Annotated in this window: 16 protein-coding genes and 1 pseudogene; 5 read left to right on the top strand and 12 right to left on the bottom strand. The window is 50.1% G+C overall.

Going from position 1 to position 18,167, the window contains the following annotated elements; translation table 11 throughout:
- Window positions 1-57 precede the first annotated feature (57 nt).
- Both znuC and znuB read left to right on the top strand, forming a co-directional pair.
- Window positions 58-825: a zinc ABC transporter ATP-binding protein ZnuC gene (gene znuC, locus BZJ17_RS11510; protein ID WP_077640810.1), complete on the top strand. Its 768-nt coding sequence runs from the start codon at window positions 58-60 to the stop codon at window positions 823-825.
- Complete coding sequence (gene znuB / locus BZJ17_RS11505) at window positions 818-1,606, top strand: zinc ABC transporter permease subunit ZnuB (RefSeq protein ID WP_077640809.1); 789 nt, start codon at window positions 818-820, stop codon at window positions 1,604-1,606. The genes znuC and znuB overlap by 8 nt, the downstream gene beginning before the upstream one ends.
- 88 nt (window positions 1,607-1,694) lie before the next feature.
- Here znuB and sucD read toward each other — a convergent pair whose 3' ends face one another.
- The 8 genes and pseudogenes from sucD to sdhC all read right to left on the bottom strand — a co-directional run bounded on the left by sucD (window position 1,695) and on the right by sdhC (window position 11,215).
- Window positions 1,695-2,567, bottom strand: coding sequence for a succinate--CoA ligase subunit alpha (gene sucD / locus BZJ17_RS11500; RefSeq protein WP_077640808.1), 873 nt, complete (start codon window positions 2,565-2,567; stop codon window positions 1,695-1,697).
- A gap of 2 nt (window positions 2,568-2,569) precedes the next feature.
- On the bottom strand, window positions 2,570-3,736 hold the full coding sequence (sucC, locus tag BZJ17_RS11495; protein WP_069588378.1) for an ADP-forming succinate--CoA ligase subunit beta: 1,167 nt from the start codon (window positions 3,734-3,736) through the stop codon (window positions 2,570-2,572).
- A gap of 106 nt (window positions 3,737-3,842) precedes the next feature.
- Window positions 3,843-5,051, bottom strand: coding sequence for a 2-oxoglutarate dehydrogenase complex dihydrolipoyllysine-residue succinyltransferase (gene odhB, locus BZJ17_RS11490; protein WP_077640807.1), 1,209 nt, complete (start codon window positions 5,049-5,051; stop codon window positions 3,843-3,845).
- A 28-nt stretch (window positions 5,052-5,079) separates the two neighbouring features.
- Complete coding sequence (gene sucA, locus BZJ17_RS11485; RefSeq protein WP_077640806.1) at window positions 5,080-7,890, bottom strand: 2-oxoglutarate dehydrogenase E1 component; 2,811 nt, start codon at window positions 7,888-7,890, stop codon at window positions 5,080-5,082.
- A gap of 116 nt (window positions 7,891-8,006) precedes the next feature.
- On the bottom strand, window positions 8,007-8,717 hold the full coding sequence (locus BZJ17_RS11480) for a succinate dehydrogenase iron-sulfur subunit (RefSeq protein WP_069588383.1): 711 nt from the start codon (window positions 8,715-8,717) through the stop codon (window positions 8,007-8,009).
- A gap of 14 nt (window positions 8,718-8,731) precedes the next feature.
- Window positions 8,732-10,478, bottom strand: a pseudogene (gene sdhA / locus BZJ17_RS11475) (succinate dehydrogenase flavoprotein subunit).
- Window positions 10,479-10,829 (bottom strand): succinate dehydrogenase, hydrophobic membrane anchor protein, encoded by a 351-nt coding sequence (gene sdhD, locus BZJ17_RS11470; RefSeq protein WP_077455214.1) that lies wholly within the window; start codon window positions 10,827-10,829, stop codon window positions 10,479-10,481.
- A complete protein-coding gene (gene sdhC, locus BZJ17_RS11465; protein WP_077455215.1) occupies window positions 10,823-11,215 on the bottom strand; it encodes a succinate dehydrogenase cytochrome b556 subunit in 393 nt (130 codons plus the stop codon). The genes sdhD and sdhC overlap by 7 nt, the downstream gene beginning before the upstream one ends.
- Window positions 11,216-11,615: 400 nt before the next feature.
- Here sdhC and BZJ17_RS11460 point away from each other — a divergent pair, with 400 nt between their 5' ends.
- On the top strand, window positions 11,616-12,905 hold the full coding sequence (locus BZJ17_RS11460) for a citrate synthase (protein ID WP_069588389.1): 1,290 nt from the start codon (window positions 11,616-11,618) through the stop codon (window positions 12,903-12,905).
- A gap of 59 nt (window positions 12,906-12,964) precedes the next feature.
- Here the strand turns inward: BZJ17_RS11460 and BZJ17_RS11455 are convergent, their stop codons facing one another.
- Together BZJ17_RS11455 and BZJ17_RS11450 are read right to left on the bottom strand one after the other, a co-directional pair.
- Entirely contained in the window at window positions 12,965-13,723 is a 759-nt protein-coding gene (locus tag BZJ17_RS11455) for a Nif3-like dinuclear metal center hexameric protein (protein WP_077640805.1), read from the bottom strand.
- 109 nt (window positions 13,724-13,832) lie between these two features.
- Entirely contained in the window at window positions 13,833-14,030 is a 198-nt protein-coding gene (locus tag BZJ17_RS11450) for a DUF2517 family protein (protein ID WP_069588700.1), read from the bottom strand.
- Window positions 14,031-14,157: 127 nt separating this feature from the next.
- Between BZJ17_RS11450 and BZJ17_RS11445 the strand changes: the two genes are divergently transcribed.
- Window positions 14,158-14,955 (top strand): DUF1853 family protein, encoded by a 798-nt coding sequence (locus tag BZJ17_RS11445; protein ID WP_077640804.1) that lies wholly within the window; start codon window positions 14,158-14,160, stop codon window positions 14,953-14,955.
- A 76-nt stretch (window positions 14,956-15,031) separates the two neighbouring features.
- Here BZJ17_RS11445 and pgm read toward each other — a convergent pair whose 3' ends face one another.
- Both pgm and seqA read right to left on the bottom strand, forming a co-directional pair.
- On the bottom strand, window positions 15,032-16,678 hold the full coding sequence (gene pgm / locus BZJ17_RS11440; protein ID WP_077640803.1) for a phosphoglucomutase (alpha-D-glucose-1,6-bisphosphate-dependent): 1,647 nt from the start codon (window positions 16,676-16,678) through the stop codon (window positions 15,032-15,034).
- 28 nt (window positions 16,679-16,706) lie between these two features.
- Window positions 16,707-17,249: a replication initiation negative regulator SeqA gene (seqA, locus tag BZJ17_RS11435; protein ID WP_077640802.1), complete on the bottom strand. Its 543-nt coding sequence runs from the start codon at window positions 17,247-17,249 to the stop codon at window positions 16,707-16,709.
- A gap of 99 nt (window positions 17,250-17,348) precedes the next feature.
- Here seqA and BZJ17_RS11430 point away from each other — a divergent pair, with 99 nt between their 5' ends.
- The gene (locus BZJ17_RS11430; RefSeq protein WP_069588696.1) at window positions 17,349-18,122 is read left to right on the top strand and encodes an alpha/beta fold hydrolase; all 774 of its coding nucleotides are present in this window, start codon (window positions 17,349-17,351) and stop codon (window positions 18,120-18,122) included.
- Window positions 18,123-18,167: the final 45 nt, after the last annotated feature.

The following is an 18,167-nucleotide window of genomic DNA, read 5'->3' as shown; positions in this document are numbered from 1 at the left end:
ATCAGCGATGCGAAATGTTATAATATAACAATTCCAATTCACAATGCTTTTTTCACTATGACTGACTCGCTAGTCACCCTCGATGCGGTGACGGTGACCTATAACGGCCGCCAGGTTCTGGATAATGTGTCGCTAGACTTAAAACGCGGCAATATCACCACATTGATTGGCCCTAATGGCGCGGGAAAATCCACCCTTGTAAAAACACTGATTGGCTTGGTTAAACCCAGCCAAGGCGCTGTGAGGCTTAAAAAAGGATTAAAGATCGGTTATGTGCCACAAAAGCTTCAGCTTAACCAAACACTACCCTTGACGGTCGACCGATTTATCCGCTTAGGGACGCGCTACACCAACGCGCAAATTACGCAAGCGCTAAGCACCGTCAATGCGGCCGCACTGCAATTTTCTAACATGCATACCTTGTCCGGCGGGGAAACCCAGCGGGTATTGCTTGCCCGTGCGATCCTTAAATCCCCCGATCTTTTGGTACTGGATGAACCCGTGCAAGGTGTGGATGTCAGTGGCCAGCTTGAAATGTATAGCCTTATCGCGACGCTGCGCGACACACTCAGCTGCGCCGTTTTGATGGTCTCACACGACCTGCATTTAGTGATGGCGAAAACCGATGAGGTGATCTGTTTGCAGCACCATGTGTGTTGCTCAGGGGCGCCTGATGCGATTTCTCAACATCCCTCTTATGTCGCGATGTTCGGTCGCCAAACCAGCGAACAGCTTGCTTTGTATCACCACCATCACAATCACGATCACGATTTATCTGGACAGCCCGTTAATGGCTGCCAACATCAGGAACACCAGCATGATTGAGTTTTTAATGGCACCAATTCTAGGAGGAGTGCTGATTGCCGCCATTGCAGGTCCACTGGGCTCTTTTGTGGTATGGCGTCGAATGGCCTATTTTGGTGATACCCTCGCCCATGCGTCGTTGCTTGGGCTCGCCGTCGGCTTTTTGTTGCAAATTGACCTTAATCTTGCGCTTATCGCAACCTGTCTGTTACTTGCTATTGTGCTAGTTGGTTTACAGCGCCAGCATTTGGTCGCCACTGATACTCTGCTCGGTATTTTGGCGCACAGTGCTTTATCGTTAGGGCTCGTTGCAGTCAGCTTTCTTGATACGGTGCGCGTGGATTTAATGGCGTATCTGTTTGGGGACTTATTGGCCGTAACCTATACCGATTTAACCTGGTTAGCGATTGGTGCTTGCTTCACATTTGCGGTGTTGGCCTATTACTGGGAACCTTTACTCTCGATGACCGTCAGCGAAGAGCTGGCTCAAGTTGAGGGTATTGATGTAGAACGCTTACGGCTGCTGCTCATGCTGCTTATCGGGCTTGTGATTGCACTGGCGATGAAATTTGTTGGCGCCTTGATCATTACGTCGATGCTAATCATTCCCGCAGCGACAGCGCGACGTCTCTCTGCCACGCCCGAGCAAATGGCATCATTGGCGAGTTTAATTGGTATGGGCGCCGTTTTTCTCGGTATGGCGGGCTCTTGGTTTTACGATACGCCGGCTGGTCCATCGGTCGTGGTTGCGGCCGCAGGTGTATTTATGCTGAGCCAACTGATCCCTATTCGGCGCCGCTAGCGACTCATCCATTCTGTTAGCCTTGTGCTCAGACAATACAAAAAAGCCGCTCAACTGAGCGGCTTATCATCATGCTACAACGGCGTTTTTACCATCCAGTTTTGTCGCGCAATGCTTGACCGATTTCTGCCAAACTTTTCACTGTGGTGACGCCTGCAGCTTCAAGTGCTGCAAATTTGTCATCGGCGGTTCCTTTACCACCAGAGATGATCGCACCCGCATGGCCCATGCGTTTACCCGGAGGTGCGGTAACACCGGCAATGTAAGAAACAACAGGTTTGGTGACATGCTCTTTAATGTAAGCCGCCGCTTCTTCTTCAGCGGTACCACCGATTTCACCAATCATGACAATCGCTTCAGTCGCTGGATCTTTTTCGAACATTTCGAGGATGTCGATAAAGTTAGAACCTGGAATAGGATCGCCACCAATCCCCACACAGGTTGACTGGCCAAAGCCTTCGTCCGTAGTCTGCTTCACCGCTTCATAGGTCAAGGTACCTGAGCGTGACACGATACCGACCTTACCCGGCTTATGGATATGACCTGGCATGATGCCAATCTTACATTCACCCGGGGTGATCACGCCTGGACAGTTTGGACCAATCATGCGAACGCCAGCTTCATCAAGCTTCACTTTCACTTCCAGCATATCCAGCGTTGGGATCCCTTCGGTGATACACACAATCAGATCAATACCCGCATCAACTGCTTCGAGGATCGCATCTTTACAAAATGGTGCTGGCACGTAGATCACCGATGCCGTTGCACCCGTTGATTCCACGGCTTCTGCCACTGTGTTAAACACCGGCAAACCAAGATGGGTGGTTCCCCCTTTACCAGGAGATACCCCGCCAACCATTTGCGTACCGTATTCGATCGCCTGCTCAGAGTGGAAGGTACCCTGTCCACCCGTAAAGCCCTGACAGATGACTTTGGTGTCTTTATTAATCAGCACTGACATTGTTATTTACCCTCCGCTGCAGCAACGACTTTCTGTGCGGCTTCTGTGAGTGAGGTGGCCGCGATGATGTTCAAGCCGCTATCGGCTAGTTTCTTCGCACCTACTTCGGCATTATTGCCCTCTAGGCGAACGACAACAGGCACTTTCACGCCCACTTCTTCTACTGCGCCAATGATGCCGTCAGCAATCAAGTCACAGCGAACGATGCCGCCGAAGATATTCACCAATACTGCCTTCACATTGCTGTCAGACAGGATAATCTTGAATGCTTCAGTCACACGCTCTTTCGTCGCGCCACCGCCGACATCCAAGAAGTTAGCAGGGCTACCGCCGTGCAGATTAACAATATCCATGGTGCCCATCGCAAGACCTGCACCATTGACCATGCAGCCAATGTTTCCATCGAGAGCAACGTAGTTCAGTTCCCACTGTGCCGCATGCGCCTCACGGGCGTCTTCTTGGCTTGGGTCGTGCATCGCGCGAACCTGTGGCTGGCGATAGACCGCATTGCTATCAATCGACAGTTTTGCATCCAAGCAGTGCAGGTTACCCTGATCCGTAATCACCAATGGGTTCACTTCAACCAATGCGACGTCTTTATCAAGAAACAGCTGTGCAATCCCCATAAAGATCTTGGTGAACTGTTTGATTTGCTCACCTTCAAGACCCAATTTAAATGCCAGTTGACGGCCTTGATAAGGCTGAGGTCCAACTAAAGGATCAATCGATGCTTTGTGTATTAATTCAGGCGTCTCTTCCGCCACTTTCTCAATTTCCACACCGCCTTCTGTTGACGCCATGAAAACCACGCGACGTGAGCCACGGTCAACGACCGCACCGAGATATAGCTCTTTGGCGATATCAGTGCAGGATTCAACAAGAATTTTGCTAACCGGTTGGCCATTCGCATCTGTTTGGTAAGTAACGAGGTTTTTACCTAGCCATTGTTGTGCGAACTCGCGAATTTGTTCTTTAGAGGAAGCCAGTTTTACGCCGCCCGCTTTACCGCGACCGCCCGCGTGGACCTGACATTTGACGACCCATTTGTCGCCACCAATTTTGTCGGCTGCTTCGGCAGCTTCTTGTGGTGTGTCGCAAGCATAGCCCTCTGAAACTGGTAGACCATATTCAGCGAACAGCTGCTTTGACTGATATTCGTGCAGATTCATGATGTTCTATCCGTGTTAATGTCCATTATTGTGTCTTTGTGCTTTCCAAATGAGGGGACTCCGTCCCCTCGGCTGACAGCCAGTACATCACGTACTGGCCAATCAGTTAAACGTCCAATAGCAGACGTGTTGGGTCTTCAAGAAGCTCTTTGATGGTAACCAGGAAGCCAACCGATTCACGGCCGTCAATCAGACGGTGATCGTAGGAAAGCGCCAAGTACATCATTGGTAGGATCTCTACCTTGCCATCTACCGCCATTGGGCGGTCTTGAATTTTGTGCATACCAAGAATGGCTGCCTGAGGTGGGTTAATAATTGGCGTCGACATCAGCGAGCCAAATACCCCACCGTTAGTGATCGTAAAGTTACCCCCAGTTAGCTCATCAACGGTTAGCTTACCGTCTCGGCCTTTGACCGCGAGATCACGGATCCCTTTCTCGATATCTGCGAAGCCTAGCTTATCGCAATCACGCAGCACTGGTGTGACCAAACCGCGTGGTGTTGATACTGCCATGCTCACATCGAAGTAGTTGTGATAAACGATATCATCACCGTCGATAGACGCATTCACTTCAGGGTAACGCTTGAGCGCTTCAACCACTGCCTTCACATAGAAAGACATAAAGCCAAGGCGAATATCATGGCGTTTTTCGAAGCTATCACGATACTGCTTACGCAGTTCCATAATCGGCTTCATGTTGACTTCGTTGAACGTGGTCAACATCGCGGTACTGTTTTTCGCTTCTAACAAGCGCTCAGCAACACGCTTACGCAAACGTGTCATTGGCACACGTTTTTCACCGCGCTCAGCCACTGCAGGAACGTCTTGTGCAGGTTTGTCTTGCTCGCCACCTTTTGGCTTGTTCTTCAGGTAAGCATCAACATCTTCTCGGGTAATACGCCCACCCACACCTGTGCCTTTCACCGCATCAGGAGAGATATCATGCTCGGCCAGTAAGCGACGCACGGCTGGGCTCAGTGCATCATTAGATTCTTCTTCCAGTGATGCTGTATGGCGCTTATCCGGTGACGCTTCTGATTCAGCAGGCACGTCTTTGGTCGGCTCTCCTGCCACAGCGCCTTCTTTCAACTTCGCGATGGCTTGTTTCGCCAACACGGTTGACCCTTCATCTTCAATGATTGACTCCAACACGCCATCAGCAGGCGCGGGCACTTCCAGTACCACTTTATCCGTTTCAATATCAACCAGTACTTCGTCACGGGTTACCGAGTCACCTGGCTGTTTGTGCCATGTGGCAATCGTTGCGTCAGCCACAGATTCGGGTAAATCGGGAACCAGAATTTCGATTGTCATATCGTAGTTATCCTTAATGTTCTAGTTCTTACTTGAGGGTCAGAGCGTCTTCGACTAACGCTTTTTGTTGTTTCTGGTGTACGGACATATAGCCTACCGCTGGCGATGCTGATGCCTCTCGTCCTGCGTAGGTTAAGGTAGCATCATCTGGAATCGCCGCACGGAAATTGTGTTGGCTGCTATACCAAGCCCCTTGGTTTTGAGGCTCTTCTTGGCACCACACAAAGTCCTTCGCATTAGTGTAAGGAGCGATAGCGTCTTTCACCGCATCCAATGGGAACGGATAAAGCTGCTCAATACGGATAATCGCCACATTATCGATTTCCGACTTGCGACGCGTTTCCAATAGGTCGTAATACACCTTGCCTGCGCACATGACGACGCGTTCAACCTTGTTCGCATCCAGCTCATCCATCTCGCCAATTGCGGGGAGGAAATCACCATCAGATAAGTCTTCAAGGCTCGACACACACAGCGGGTGGCGCAACAGCGACTTAGGCGACATTACAATCAACGGACGACGCATGGGACGAACCACTTGGCGACGCAGCATGTGATAGACCTGTGCAGGCGTTGAGGGTACGACCACTTGCATGTTTTGTTCGGCACACAGCTGTAGATAGCGTTCAAGACGCGCCGATGAGTGCTCTGGGCCTTGTCCTTCATAGCCGTGAGGCAACAGCATGGTTAATCCGCACATACGGCGCCATTTTTGTTCCCCAGAGCTGATGAACTGATCAATCACCACTTGCGCACCGTTGGCAAAATCACCAAACTGTGCTTCCCAAACGGTGAGACCACCAGGCTCTGCCGTCGCGTAGCCATATTCGAACGCGAGAACCGCCTCTTCAGACAACACAGAGTCAAACACTTGGAATGGCCCTTGTTTATCGTGAATATTCGCCAGTGGCAAATAGGTACTGCCGTCGGTTTGATTGTGTAAGACCGCATGACGGTGGAAGAAGGTACCTCGCCCGGAGTCTTGGCCGGTAATACGGATACGTTTACCATCATCCACCAGCGTCGCATACGCCAAGGTTTCCGCCATACCCCAATCTAGCTTTTTCTCACCTTCCACCATGGCTTTACGATCGTTATAAAGCTTGGCGACACGGCTATGAAGCTTGTGGCTTTCTGGCAATTGGCAAATCCGATGGCCGAGTTCTTTCAGACGCTTAGCATCAAACTTATTCGCCCACTCTACGGTCCAATCGTGCCCAAGGTAAGGGGTCCAATCAACCGAGTGCAACGCCATCGGGCGCCATTCTTTGACCACACATTCACCGCGGTCAAGCGCATCGCGATACTCGTTGATAAGCTCGGTCGCTTTCTCAAGATTCGCAACACCCTGCTGATCAAGAACGTCCGCATAAAGCTTACGCGGTGTCGGATGCTTCTTGATCTTTTGGTACATCATAGGCTGTGTCGCGTTGGGCTCATCCGCTTCGTTGTGACCGTGACGGCGATAACACACCAAGTCAATGACCACATCACGCTGGAATTCGTTACGGAAATCAAGCGCTAAGCGAGAAACAAAGGCAACAGCTTCAGGATCATCCGCGTTTACGTGGAAGATTGGCGCCTGCACCATTTTGGCAATATCGGTACAGTATTGCGTAGAACGAGAATCGGCTGGGTTCGAGGTGGTAAAACCGATCTGGTTATTGATGACGATACGTACCGTGCCACCAACTTGGAAACCACGCGCTTGAGACATGTTAAAGGTCTCTTGCACCACCCCTTGGCCGGCAATCGCCGCATCACCATGAATCGTGATCGGTAAGACACTCGAACCGGTGGCGTCTTCAAGACGATCTTGACGTGCTCGGACTGAGCCCATAACCACAGGGTTGACGATCTCAAGGTGAGATGGGTTGAAGGCAAGCGCTAAATGCACATCACCGCCTGGCGTGGCAAAATCAGACGAGAAGCCTTGGTGATATTTCACATCACCGGTGCCCCAGGTTTCGTCCTGTTTACCCGCAAACTCGTCAAAAAGTTCTGACGGCTTTTTACCCAGCACATTCACCAACACGTTCAAGCGGCCGCGGTGAGCCATACCGACCACCACTTCACGAGCACCTTTACCACCAGCGTGGCGGATGAGCTCTTTAAGCATCGGGATCAGTGCATCCCCACCTTCGAGAGAGAAGCGCTTTGCGCCTGGGAATTTCGCGCCCAAATAGCGCTCTAGCCCTTCAGCCGCGGTCAGTTCTTCTAGGAAGGTCAGCTTTTCTTGTTCGTTGAATTGCGGCTGCCCAACCACAGACTCTAATCGGCTTTGGATCCAACGTTTCTCTTCCGTGTCAGTAATATGCATATATTCAGCACCGATAGACCCACAATAGGTCTTCTGCAGTGCTTCATAAAGCTCGCCCAGCTGCATATTGTCTTTACCAATTGCAAATGAGCCGACATTGAAGTTTTCGTTGAAATCCTGCTCGTTAAGCGAGTGGAAAGCAGGTGATAGATCGGGTACTTGATTACGCTTCCATAAACCCAGCGGGTCAAGATTGGCCTGCTGATGGCCGCGGAAACGAAATGCGTTAATAAGTTGAAGGACTTTGACTTGTTTCGCGTCTACGTCGGGGTCATTGACTGAGGCATTTGCACGCGCTGTCTCGGTAGCTAAGCGTCGAAAGTAATCACGAACGCGAGAGTGGGGTTGTTCTACCGCGGTTTCATTCACCGCTGGTAGTTGGTCAAAGACCGCTCTCCATTCTTGATCAACTAACTCCGGGTCACTGAGGTACAGTTCGTAGAGGTCTTCTACGTAAGTTGCATTGGCGCCAGCCAAATGAGAAGACTCCATCCAAGCCTTCATCACGCCATTTTGCATTGTTATCCCTTAACCACTAGTTATTTATCCAAACACCGGTTCTAAGCCGGGTTACCTGTTATTTAGCCCCGTCCGTAGACGGGGCTTTATAGTTCACGTTAATGTACGAAAGCGTTTTAAACGCCACGCTGAATCAGCATCGACTTAATGTGTCCAATTGCTTTCGTTGGGTTCAAGCCCTTAGGACACACACTGACACAGTTCATGATACCGTGGCAACGGAAGACACTAAAAGCGTCGTCCAGATCAGATAAGCGCTCTTCGGTCGCGGTATCACGGCTATCCGCTAACCAACGGTACGCGGCGAGCAGCCCCGCCGGTCCCACAAATTTATCTGGGTTCCACCAGAAAGAAGGGCAAGAGGTGCTGCAACACGCACACATGATGCACTCATACAAGCCGTCTAACTCCGCGCGGTCCTCAGGGGCTTGTAAGTTCTCACGTGATGGCGGTGTGTCATCGTTAATTAAGTAAGGTTTAACCCGCTCGTAGTTCTCATAGAACTGACTCATATCGATGATAAGGTCACGAACAACGGGCAAACCGGGCAATGGACGGATCACAATTTCTGATTTGTCCATCAGTGATGAGAGTGGCGTGATACACGCCAATCCATTCTTACCATTCATGTTCACGCCGTCCGAACCGCACACACCTTCGCGACATGAGCGACGGAATGCTAACGTCGGATCTTGCTCTTTTAGTTGAATGAGCGCGTCCAATAGCATCATGTCCGACCCTTCAGGCACGTCGAGCGTGTAATCCTTCATATATGGCGCATCGTCCACATCTGGATTGTAGCGATAGACTGAAAACTTAACGTTCATCGTTTTCGACCCCCTTAGTAAGTACGCGCTTTCGGTGGGAAAGCGTCACGATGCACTGGCGCCATGTTGACGTCGCGCTTCGACATAGATTCCGTTTCTGGATTGTAGATGGAGTGGCATAGCCAGTTCTCATCATCACGCTCTTGATAATCAAAGCGTGCATGAGCGCCACGGCTTTCGGTACGATAGTTTGCCGCTACCGCTGTTGAATACGCGGTTTCCATCAGGTTCTCCAGCTCCAAACACTCGATACGCTGAGTGTTGAACTCAGTCGACGTATCGTCCAATCGTGCGACTTTCAAACGTTCACGGATTTCTTGCAGTTCTTTGAGGCCTTTTTCCATCGCCTCACCTTCGCGGAATACNCGCTTGGAGATCTTTACGGATTTCTACAGGGTCTTCGCCTTTTTGCGTGCTGTTCCAGCGGTTCAAGCGCGCTAAAGAGGCTTCAATATCAGATTCGCTTGCATCACGCGCTTCAACTTGCGCGGCCAAGGTTTCACCAAGGTGTAGACCCGTTGCACGGCCAAAGACCACCAGATCAAGCAATGAGTTGCCGCCCAAACGGTTTGCGCCATGGACAGACACGCTGGCGATCTCACCACAGGCAAACAGGCCTTGTACTTCAACGTCGTGTCCCATTGGATCTTGTTTGATCGCTTGACCAGACACTTGCGTTGGAATACCGCCCATCATGTAGTGGCAGGTTGGAATGACTGGAATTGGCTCTTTGACCGGATCCACGTGCGCAAAGGTACGAGACAGATCCAAGATACCTGGCAAGCGTGATTCAAGAACATCCTTACCCAAGTGGTCTAGCTTAAGCTTGATGTGTGGACCCCAAGGGCCGTCACAACCTCGGCCTTCTCGGATTTCGATCATCATTGAGCGTGCAACCACATCACGACCAGCAAGGTCTTTTGCGTTCGGCGCGTAACGCTCCATAAAGCGTTCGCCGTCTTTATTAAGCAAATAGCCACCTTCACCACGGCACCCTTCGGTCACCAAGACACCGGCACCAGCAATCCCTGTTGGGTGGAACTGCCACATTTCCATGTCTTGCATCGGAACGCCTGCGCGCAACGCCATACCGACACCGTCACCCGTGTTGATGTGCGCATTGGTGGTGGATTGATAAATACGCCCCGCACCGCCCGTTGCAAGCACGGTAGCTTTCGATTTGAAATAGCAAATCTCACCAGTTTCCATGCACATCGCGGTGGCACCAACCACCGCACCGTCTTGGTTTTTCACCAAGTCGAGGGCATACCATTCAGAGAAGATAGTGGTTTTGTTCTTGATGTTTTGCTGGTACAGCGTGTGAAGCAATGCATGACCGGTTCGGTCTGCCGCTGCGGCTGTACGTGCCGCCTGTTCACCGCCAAACTCTTTCGATTGGCCACCAAACGGACGCTGATAGATAGAGCCGTTTTCAAAGCGCGAAAACGGTAGGCCCATTTTTTCGAGTTCAATGACCGATTGCGGGCCGGTTTTACACATATACTCGATGGCGTTTTGGTCTCCGATATAATCCGACCCTTTCACCGTGTCATACATGTGCCATTGCCAATTATCCTTGTGTGAGTTACCCAGTGCCACCGTAATACCACCCTGCGCAGATACAGTGTGAGAACGAGTCGGAAAGACTTTTGATAACAACGCACAAGACAGGCCTTGTTCAGAAATTTGCAGGGCGGCGCGCATACCTGCACCACCTGCGCCAATAACGATTGCGTCAAATTCGCGAACTGGAATACTCACTTACACACCCCACAGTACAAAGAAACCGGCAAACACATAGATCAGCAGCAAGGCAACTACACCCAATTGAAGGAGGCCACGCAGCAAGGCAGGCTTGATGTAGTCAGTTAGCACTTGCCACATACCGATCCATCCGTGAATGAGAATCGACACCAGTGCCAGCATGGTAAAAACCTTCGTGCTGGTTTGGCCAAAAAAAGCTGTCCATGAGGCGTACGTAATGTCCGGCCCAAATGCAGCAAATCCCACCATATAAAGTGTGTAAAGTGTGATGATAATCGCAGTGGCCCGAATGAGTACAAAATCATGTACACCATTACGCCCCACCGATGAAATGTTTTTCGTTACCATACCAAAATCCCCGCCAGTACAGACAACACGCCGGTCAATGCAAATGCCACCTGAGCGCTTTTCGCACCCGTTTCTAACTCTTCAAAATAACCGATATCCTGCATGAGGTGGCGGATACCACCTACGATGTGATAGGCAAGCGCCGTGAGGATGCCCCAAAGGACAAACTTAACGAAGAAGCTATCGACGATGGCAGACGCAGTTTCAAAACCGCTGGGTGAAGAGAGAGACAGGCTAAGCAGCCACAATAGGATGGCGATCGAGACGAAGGTGATGACACCTGCTACTCGATGCATGATAGACGCAATCGCTGTGATGGGGAAACGAATGGTCTTAATGTCGAGGTTTACGGGTCTTGACTTTCTTTCTTTCACGATATTGCCCACTCAGCTCCATTGAGCATTTATAGTTATTTACACTCTCTGAACCTCAGTACTCAAAGCGTAAGACCTGCAACATCTGTGTAACGTGCTTTGCGTACCTTATTGCTATTAACTGCAACTTTGAGCAAATGGATCACGTCAATTTAGAAAGGTGTTTGAGCCCCTAAACGCTCTAGGATACTGATATGCCCAGAGACCTCGCAAAAGTATACGCGGCGTAACAAGCAATTACAAACGCTCAAAATTGACAGGAATCTCACAACAGATATTTAACCCGCATTGCAAATAAGTTATTAACTCGCGCACACATCGTTAGGTTAAAAATTGACATCACCTAGGCCGATCGGTAAAACGGTCGGGTCCGTATCCTGGATGGGATTATAAAATAACAAAGGAGATTGTTATGGCAGAGAAGAAAGCTACCCTACATATTGAAGGGCAAGCACCAATCGAACTGCCGATCATGGGGGGCACTGTCGGGCCAGAGGTCTTGGACGTACGTGCATTAGGTGCAAATGGATATTTCACCTTTGATCCGGGCTTTGTCGCCACGGCATCATGTGAATCGCAAATCACCTACATTGATGGCGCTGCAGGCGTTTTGCTGCATCGCGGTTACCCTATTGATCAACTCGCCAATAACGCTGATTACTTAGAAGTCTGTTATATCCTTCTTTACGGTGAAGTCCCTACGAAAAAGCAATATGAAGAATTCCGCTCGTTAATCGTGCGCCACACCATGGTACATGAGCAAATCGCGAGTTTCTTCCACGGGTTCCGTCGTGACGCTCACCCAATGGCCGTCATGGTCGGTGTCGTCGGTGCACTGGCTGCTTTCTACCACGACTCACTGGATATCAATAACGACCAGCACCGCGAAATCACCGCCTTCCGATTGCTCTCTAAAATGCCGACACTCGCGGCAATGTGTTACAAGTACTCGATTGGCCAGCCATTCATCTATCCGCGCAACGACCTAGATTACGCAGAGAACTTCCTCCACATGATGTTTGCAACACCTTGTGAAGAATATGAAGTTAACCCAGTAGTTGCGCGTGCAATGGACAAAATCTTTACGCTGCATGCCGATCATGAGCAGAATGCGTCCACTTCGACGGTCCGTCTAGCCGGCTCTTCAGGCGCTAACCCATTCGCGTGTATTGCCGCGGGGATCGCGTCACTTTGGGGGCCAGCTCACGGTGGCGCCAATGAGGCCTGCTTGCGCATGCTGGAAGAAATCGGTCATGTCGATAACATTCCTGAGTTTATTGGCCGAGCAAAAGACAAGGATGATCCTTTCCGTTTGATGGGCTTTGGACACCGGGTGTATAAAAACTACGATCCTCGCGCTACTGTGATGCGCGAAGCTTGTCATGAAGTATTGGAAGAACTGAGTATCCAAGACCCACTGCTCGATGTGGCGATGGAGCTCGAGCGTATTGCACTGTCTGATGATTACTTTATCGACAAGAAACTGTATCCGAATGTAGACTTCTACTCGGGCATCATCCTCAAAGCGATTGGTATTCCAACGTCAATGTTTACCGTGATTTTTGCGATGTCACGAACCATTGGTTGGATTGCGCATTGGAATGAAATGCACTCCGATCCCAACAATCGTATTGGTCGTCCGCGTCAGCTCTATACTGGTTACACGCAACGTGAATTCACACCAATGAAACAGCGAGACTAACACCTTGCTTGCAGAAAAACGCCGCCCAACGAGGCGGCGTTTTTGTTTTCGTCAATCACTTATACCGGGTTGTCGATATCAATAAAATCAACCGTTAAACCATACTGTTCAGCCAACCACTCACCCAGCGCTTTAACACCATAACGCTCTGTCGCATGATGGCCTGCGGCAATATAGTGCACACCTTGCTCGCGCGCTGAGAACGTGGTCCGTTCTGATACCTCACCTGAAAGATAGGCATCCATATTCTGGCTAGCCGCTAAGTCGATAAAGTCTTGCGCACCGCCCGTGCATAAGCCGACCGTTTCAATACGACGGGTGTGGCCGCCATCAATAACCAAAGGGGCTCGGGCTAGAACCGTCGCCACTTGATGTTCAAACTGGGCTAAGGTCATCGGCGTCGATAGCTTTCCGTAAACAGGAATCGACACCGGGTTACCGGGTTCTAACCCGCCAATCAACTCAATCCCCAATCGCTTAGCCAACTGTGCGTTATTTCCCATGGTAGGGTGAATATCCAACGGCAAATGGTAGCCATATAAATTAATACCATTTTCAATCAACGCTTTGATCCGTTGATACTTCATGCCACGAATTTGCTGTGGTTCACCGCGCCAGAAGTAACCGTGGTGTACCAAGATGGCATCCGCATTCTGCTCAATCGCCGCATCGATCAGATCTTGGCAAGCCGTGACACCGGTAATCACTTTTTGTACTTGCTCACGTCCCTCAACTTGTAGCCCATTCGGGCTATAGTCTTTGATTTGGTCGGGCTTTAGCTCTGCGTTTAGGATTGCTTCGAGTTCGAGGTTATTCATGATGTCTCTTTCGTCGCTTTGAGATGTTGTATGTTAGTGTAACGTGCGGAATCGACATAAAAAAGCGGCTAACGTTTCCGTTAGCCGCTCAACCAGTAAGGCGTGATGTTTATAAAAAACCGCCCGCTTTCTCAGACTCAGCCAGCCAGACCGGCTTAGTACTATCTTTTAACCAGACTTGATGAAGATGACTATAAATACGCGATGCCAAAGGTGGCACCACTAATGTAGGCGCACATACAATACCTGCAACCACAACAGCGCTGCGACGCAAAACGACTTGGGTTTTATCGAACGGTTTATACATGACTAACCTCACTCATCTGACCAGTTGTGAGAAAAGTATATCATTCGTTTAGTATGTTTACTACATATTAGCGCAAAAATCGTTCAGCTACGACGATACAATCGATTAACAAGGTAATAAAATTACAATGACGACATCACTACTGTTTGCCCGTCGGCAGCAAATCGCAAAGGATATGGCTTGGATTCGCTCCCAACCGCCTTTGTTATCCTCAGCGGATTTCCCCATGGTCAATACCTCGACGTGGCAAGTCGCTGATAACACCTTGGCAGAGATGTCTTATCGCGGACCACACCGCATTGGCTTTTACTACCAATGGCTATTAGCAAACCTGATTGCACAGCAACCTCACCTTAATGTGGTTGCTGAAGAGATACAGATTAATGATGCAGGTAAAACGGTTGGCGCCGTGGATTTCTTGATTGAAAATGGTGAGCAACTCGAACACTGGGAAGTCGCAGTAAAGTTTTATCTTGCCCATCAAGGTCGCTGGCTGGGTCCAAATGCTAAAGATGCATTAGACATTAAAGCTGCGCGTATGATGAACCATCAGCTTGCTATGTCCGATCATCCCCGCTTTTTAGCCGACCACCCACAATGGCGACCGCAAAAGAAGCGACTGTGTATCCACGGCCGTTTGTACCAGCCGTTTCACCAAAACGCACCACTCCCAGATGCACCCAGCGTCAATCTCGATTGTATTACCGGTTGGTGGTGCTGGCCTGATGCCTTACCCCAAGACCGTCGTTATGCGTCTTTATCACGCGATCAGTGGTTGAGCATCCCTGATTTTCATACTTTACCCCGCTTTGATACAGCGGCGTTGGCTTCGCTGACACGCACTTGTCATTTGGTTGATGAGTATCTCACGCCCTGGTTTGTCGTCACCCCGGACTGGCCTCAAACTCAACCGCCTAAAGTATAGTGGCCGCCAGACGCACATAAAAAAGCCGCACCTTAACGGTACGGCCTTTACAACGCGCGAGGGGATATTTGGCGTATTATACCCCTTGCTCAGCAAAAACGTTATCCACGATCTGTTGCGCTTCTTTTTCGATCATGCGCAGGTGCGCCTCACCTTTAAAGCTCTCACAATAGATCTTGTAGATCTCTTCCGTACCAGAGGGCCGAGCAGCGAACCATCCAGAGTCAGTGACGACTTTTAAGCCACCAATCGCTTCACCATTGCCTGGCGCGTGAGTCAACTTTGCAGTAATGATATCGCCCGCTAACGTCTCCGCGGTCACCATTTCGGGGCTCAACTGACTGAGCACTTGCTTTTGTTGCTTGTTCGCCACCGCTTGTAAACGGTTATAGGCGGGATCGCCATGCTTATTCACTAGTGTTTGATAGTAAGCATGAGGTGTCATGCCGGTCACCGCGAGGATCTCAGCGGCCAGTAAACACAGAATAATGCCGTCTTTGTCGGTCGACCAAGGCTGTCCATCCAAGGTTAAGAAAGAGGCACCCGCACTTTCTTCGCCGCCAAAGCCAAGCTGGCAGTGATGCAGGCCATCAACAAACCATTTAAATCCAACCGGGACTTCCACCAGCTTTCGATCAAGATCCGCAACTACTTTGTCAATAATGGCACTCGACACGAGTGTTTTACCCACACCTAAGCGACTCGGCCATTGCTGACGATGGCGGAAAAGATAATCAATACAAACCGCCAAGTAATGGTTAGGGTTCATCAAGCCATCTGGTGACACAATACCGTGGCGGTCAAAATCAGGGTCATTCCCAAACGCAAGATCATAGTGGTCTTTGTGTGCTAACAATCCCGCCATCGCATAGGGTGAGGAACAATCCATGCGGATCACACCGTCGCTGTCGAGAGGCATGAAGCCAAAAGTCGGATCGACTTTCTCATTCACGAGGGTAATATCGAGCTGATAATGTTCAGCAATTTTTTGCCAATAGCGAATCCCAGCACCGCCCAGAGGATCAACAGCCAGTTTTAATCCTGCCGCTTGAATGGCTTTAATATCCACAACACGTTCGAGCCCAGCGACATACGGCGTCACTAAGTCTTGCTCTTGGTAGTAAGCGCTTGCTCGTGCTTCGTCGATAGCCAACCGTTTCACGCCTTCTAAGCCAGCATCAATATAATCATTGGCTCGTGCTTCAATCGATTTTGTGATAGCCCCTTCTGCTGGGCCGCCATGCGGAGGGTTGTACTTAATTCCCCCATCTTGCGGTGGATTATGCGAGGGGGTGATCACAATCCCGTCCGCTTGCTCAGCATGATCACGGTTATAAGCCAGAATTTGTTGGGAAATGCCCGGCGTTGGCGTATAGCCCTGATCTGCTTGCGCAATAACCTCTACCTGATTGGCCGTCAATACTTCAACCACGGCACCGAAAGCGGGCTCGGACAGCGCATGCGTATCTTTACCCACAAAGACAGGTCCCGTGATACCAAGCGCACGGCGCTCATCACAGATGGCCTGAGCAATCGCGTGAATGTGATCACGGTTGAATGTTGTATTTAGTGCACTGCCACGGTGGCCTGATGTTCCAAACGCAACGCGCTGCGCCGGGTTGCCGGGGGTTGGCTGGGCCTGAAAAAAGCGCGTGACTAGCGCTGGAATATTGCATAAATCAGCGGCGTCTGCGCGCTGCCCTGCTTGGGGATGCACTGCCATAAATCTCGTCTCCCATGAGTGGCATAGATTAAATCGCGTTGACAACCTTTTCGATCAAATCGCTGGGGAACTGCATTTTTTCCATCAGCTGCTCCACCATTTGGCGCTTACGGCCGGTGTTGGTGTTGGTGATCACCCAAAAAGGTGTCTCTGGAATTTGCTTCGGCTTGGTGGTTTTGCCGCTTTCTAACAACGTTTGCTGATTGTCAGCAAAATACAGACGGGTACGTCCTTTTAGTGCCATCCCATCGGCAAAACCTTGCTGGTCCACACGATATAGGGTGGTCAAAACGAGCATAAAGCGGCCAATTGCACGCTCTTGCGCTGCAAACTCATCAGAGATCAATAGCGATCGCATCGCTTTAACGCGATCAATAGACGCACTGCGTCCTGCATCTTTACTCACTACGATGCCGCTGGAACGAGAGGGTGTCGGTGCAGGCTGTGTTGACTGCTGCGCCGAATCCGACAGCAATAAGCGGCGCAAAATATCTGATGCGCTCTCACCAATATGCTGCGTTTGGCTGGCAATGTACCGGTATAGCTCCTCGTCAACCTCAATCGTCTTCATTGTTTTTCATCGAGTCCTGTTTGTCGTTTAACGGGGCGATTATACAGAGATAGATAGGTATACTCTACGCCAAAGCCAGTAATCTGAGAGAAAAGCAACGTGTTATTAAACGAAAAGTCTCGCGGTGAAGGCTCACCGCTCGTATTGATCCACGGTTTATTTGGCAATCTCGACAATCTAGGCGGATTAGCAAAAACCTTGGCTGATCACTTTTGTGTTTATCAAATTGATCTACCTAATCACGGCCAGTCCTATCATACTAAGCAGGTCGATTATCAGGCACAGTCGGATGCGGTTGTCGCATGGATGGATCACCATCAACTCGACAAGGTGACGCTGGTCGGTCACTCAATGGGCGGAAAAGTTGCTATGGCTATCGCACAGCGCTTTCCTGAACGCGTGACACAGTTGGTGGTCATGGATATTGCCCCCGTCGACTATCAAGTTAACCGGCATGACGCGGTGTTTACGGCGCTAAAACGCACCCAAGACACTCCCCTGACTAGTCGCCAACAAGCACAATCGATTATGGATGAGACGATTGAAAACCCAGGCGTGACACAATTTTTATTGAAATCACTCTATAAAACCGATCAAGGTCACTACGCCTGGCGCTTCAATATTGATAATCTTTATCACGGTTATCGCGATATTATGGGCTGGCAGGCATTCGGACAGTATTCAGGCCCGACTCTGTTTGTAAAAGGGCAACAATCTGAATACATTTTGCCCGAGCATCGTGATGCGATTATAGAACAGTTCCCGCATTCGAAAGCGCACATGGTGGCAGGCACAGGCCATTGGCTACATGCTGAAAAACCTGCCGTGGTTGCCAACGTTATTGAGCGCTTTTTAATGCCGGGAGAGCGTTAACAGGTCTGTGACCCTTGTGGTATATTGCGCCGCATATGTCGGTGC

This window comes from Salinivibrio sp. IB574 (assembly GCF_001996205.1).
GTDB classification, from domain to species: domain Bacteria; phylum Pseudomonadota; class Gammaproteobacteria; order Enterobacterales; family Vibrionaceae; genus Salinivibrio; species Salinivibrio proteolyticus.
The sequence above is the reverse complement of the archived record's forward strand: the minus strand, read 5'-3'. Positions and strand labels throughout refer to the sequence as shown.

What these genes read in the sequence shown, in the direction of transcription:
- sucD (WP_077640808.1), bottom strand. Translation starts at nt 2,567, where the DNA reads ATGTCAGTGCTGATTAATAAAGACACCAAAGTCATCTGTCAGGGCTTT.
- sucC (WP_069588378.1), bottom strand. Translation starts at nt 3,736, where the DNA reads ATGAATCTGCACGAATATCAGTCAAAGCAGCTGTTCGCTGAATATGGT.
- sdhD (WP_077455214.1), bottom strand. Translation starts at nt 10,829, where the DNA reads ATGGTAACGAAAAACATTTCATCGGTGGGGCGTAATGGTGTACATGAT.
- BZJ17_RS11450 (WP_069588700.1), bottom strand. Translation starts at nt 14,030, where the DNA reads ATGTATAAACCGTTCGATAAAACCCAAGTCGTTTTGCGTCGCAGCGCT.
- znuB (WP_077640809.1), top strand. Translation starts at nt 818, where the DNA reads ATGATTGAGTTTTTAATGGCACCAATTCTAGGAGGAGTGCTGATTGCC.
- pgm (WP_077640803.1), bottom strand. Translation starts at nt 16,678, where the DNA reads ATGGCAGTGCATCCCCAAGCAGGGCAGCGCGCAGACGCCGCTGATTTA.
- BZJ17_RS11460 (WP_069588389.1), top strand. Translation starts at nt 11,616, where the DNA reads ATGGCAGAGAAGAAAGCTACCCTACATATTGAAGGGCAAGCACCAATC.
- seqA (WP_077640802.1), bottom strand. Translation starts at nt 17,249, where the DNA reads ATGAAGACGATTGAGGTTGACGAGGAGCTATACCGGTACATTGCCAGC.
- BZJ17_RS11480 (WP_069588383.1), bottom strand. Translation starts at nt 8,717, where the DNA reads ATGAACGTTAAGTTTTCAGTCTATCGCTACAATCCAGATGTGGACGAT.
- sucA (WP_077640806.1), bottom strand. Translation starts at nt 7,890, where the DNA reads ATGCAAAATGGCGTGATGAAGGCTTGGATGGAGTCTTCTCATTTGGCT.
- znuC (WP_077640810.1), top strand. Translation starts at nt 58, where the DNA reads ATGACTGACTCGCTAGTCACCCTCGATGCGGTGACGGTGACCTATAAC.
- BZJ17_RS11455 (WP_077640805.1), bottom strand. Translation starts at nt 13,723, where the DNA reads ATGAATAACCTCGAACTCGAAGCAATCCTAAACGCAGAGCTAAAGCCC.
- odhB (WP_077640807.1), bottom strand. Translation starts at nt 5,051, where the DNA reads ATGACAATCGAAATTCTGGTTCCCGATTTACCCGAATCTGTGGCTGAC.
- BZJ17_RS11445 (WP_077640804.1), top strand. Translation starts at nt 14,158, where the DNA reads ATGACGACATCACTACTGTTTGCCCGTCGGCAGCAAATCGCAAAGGAT.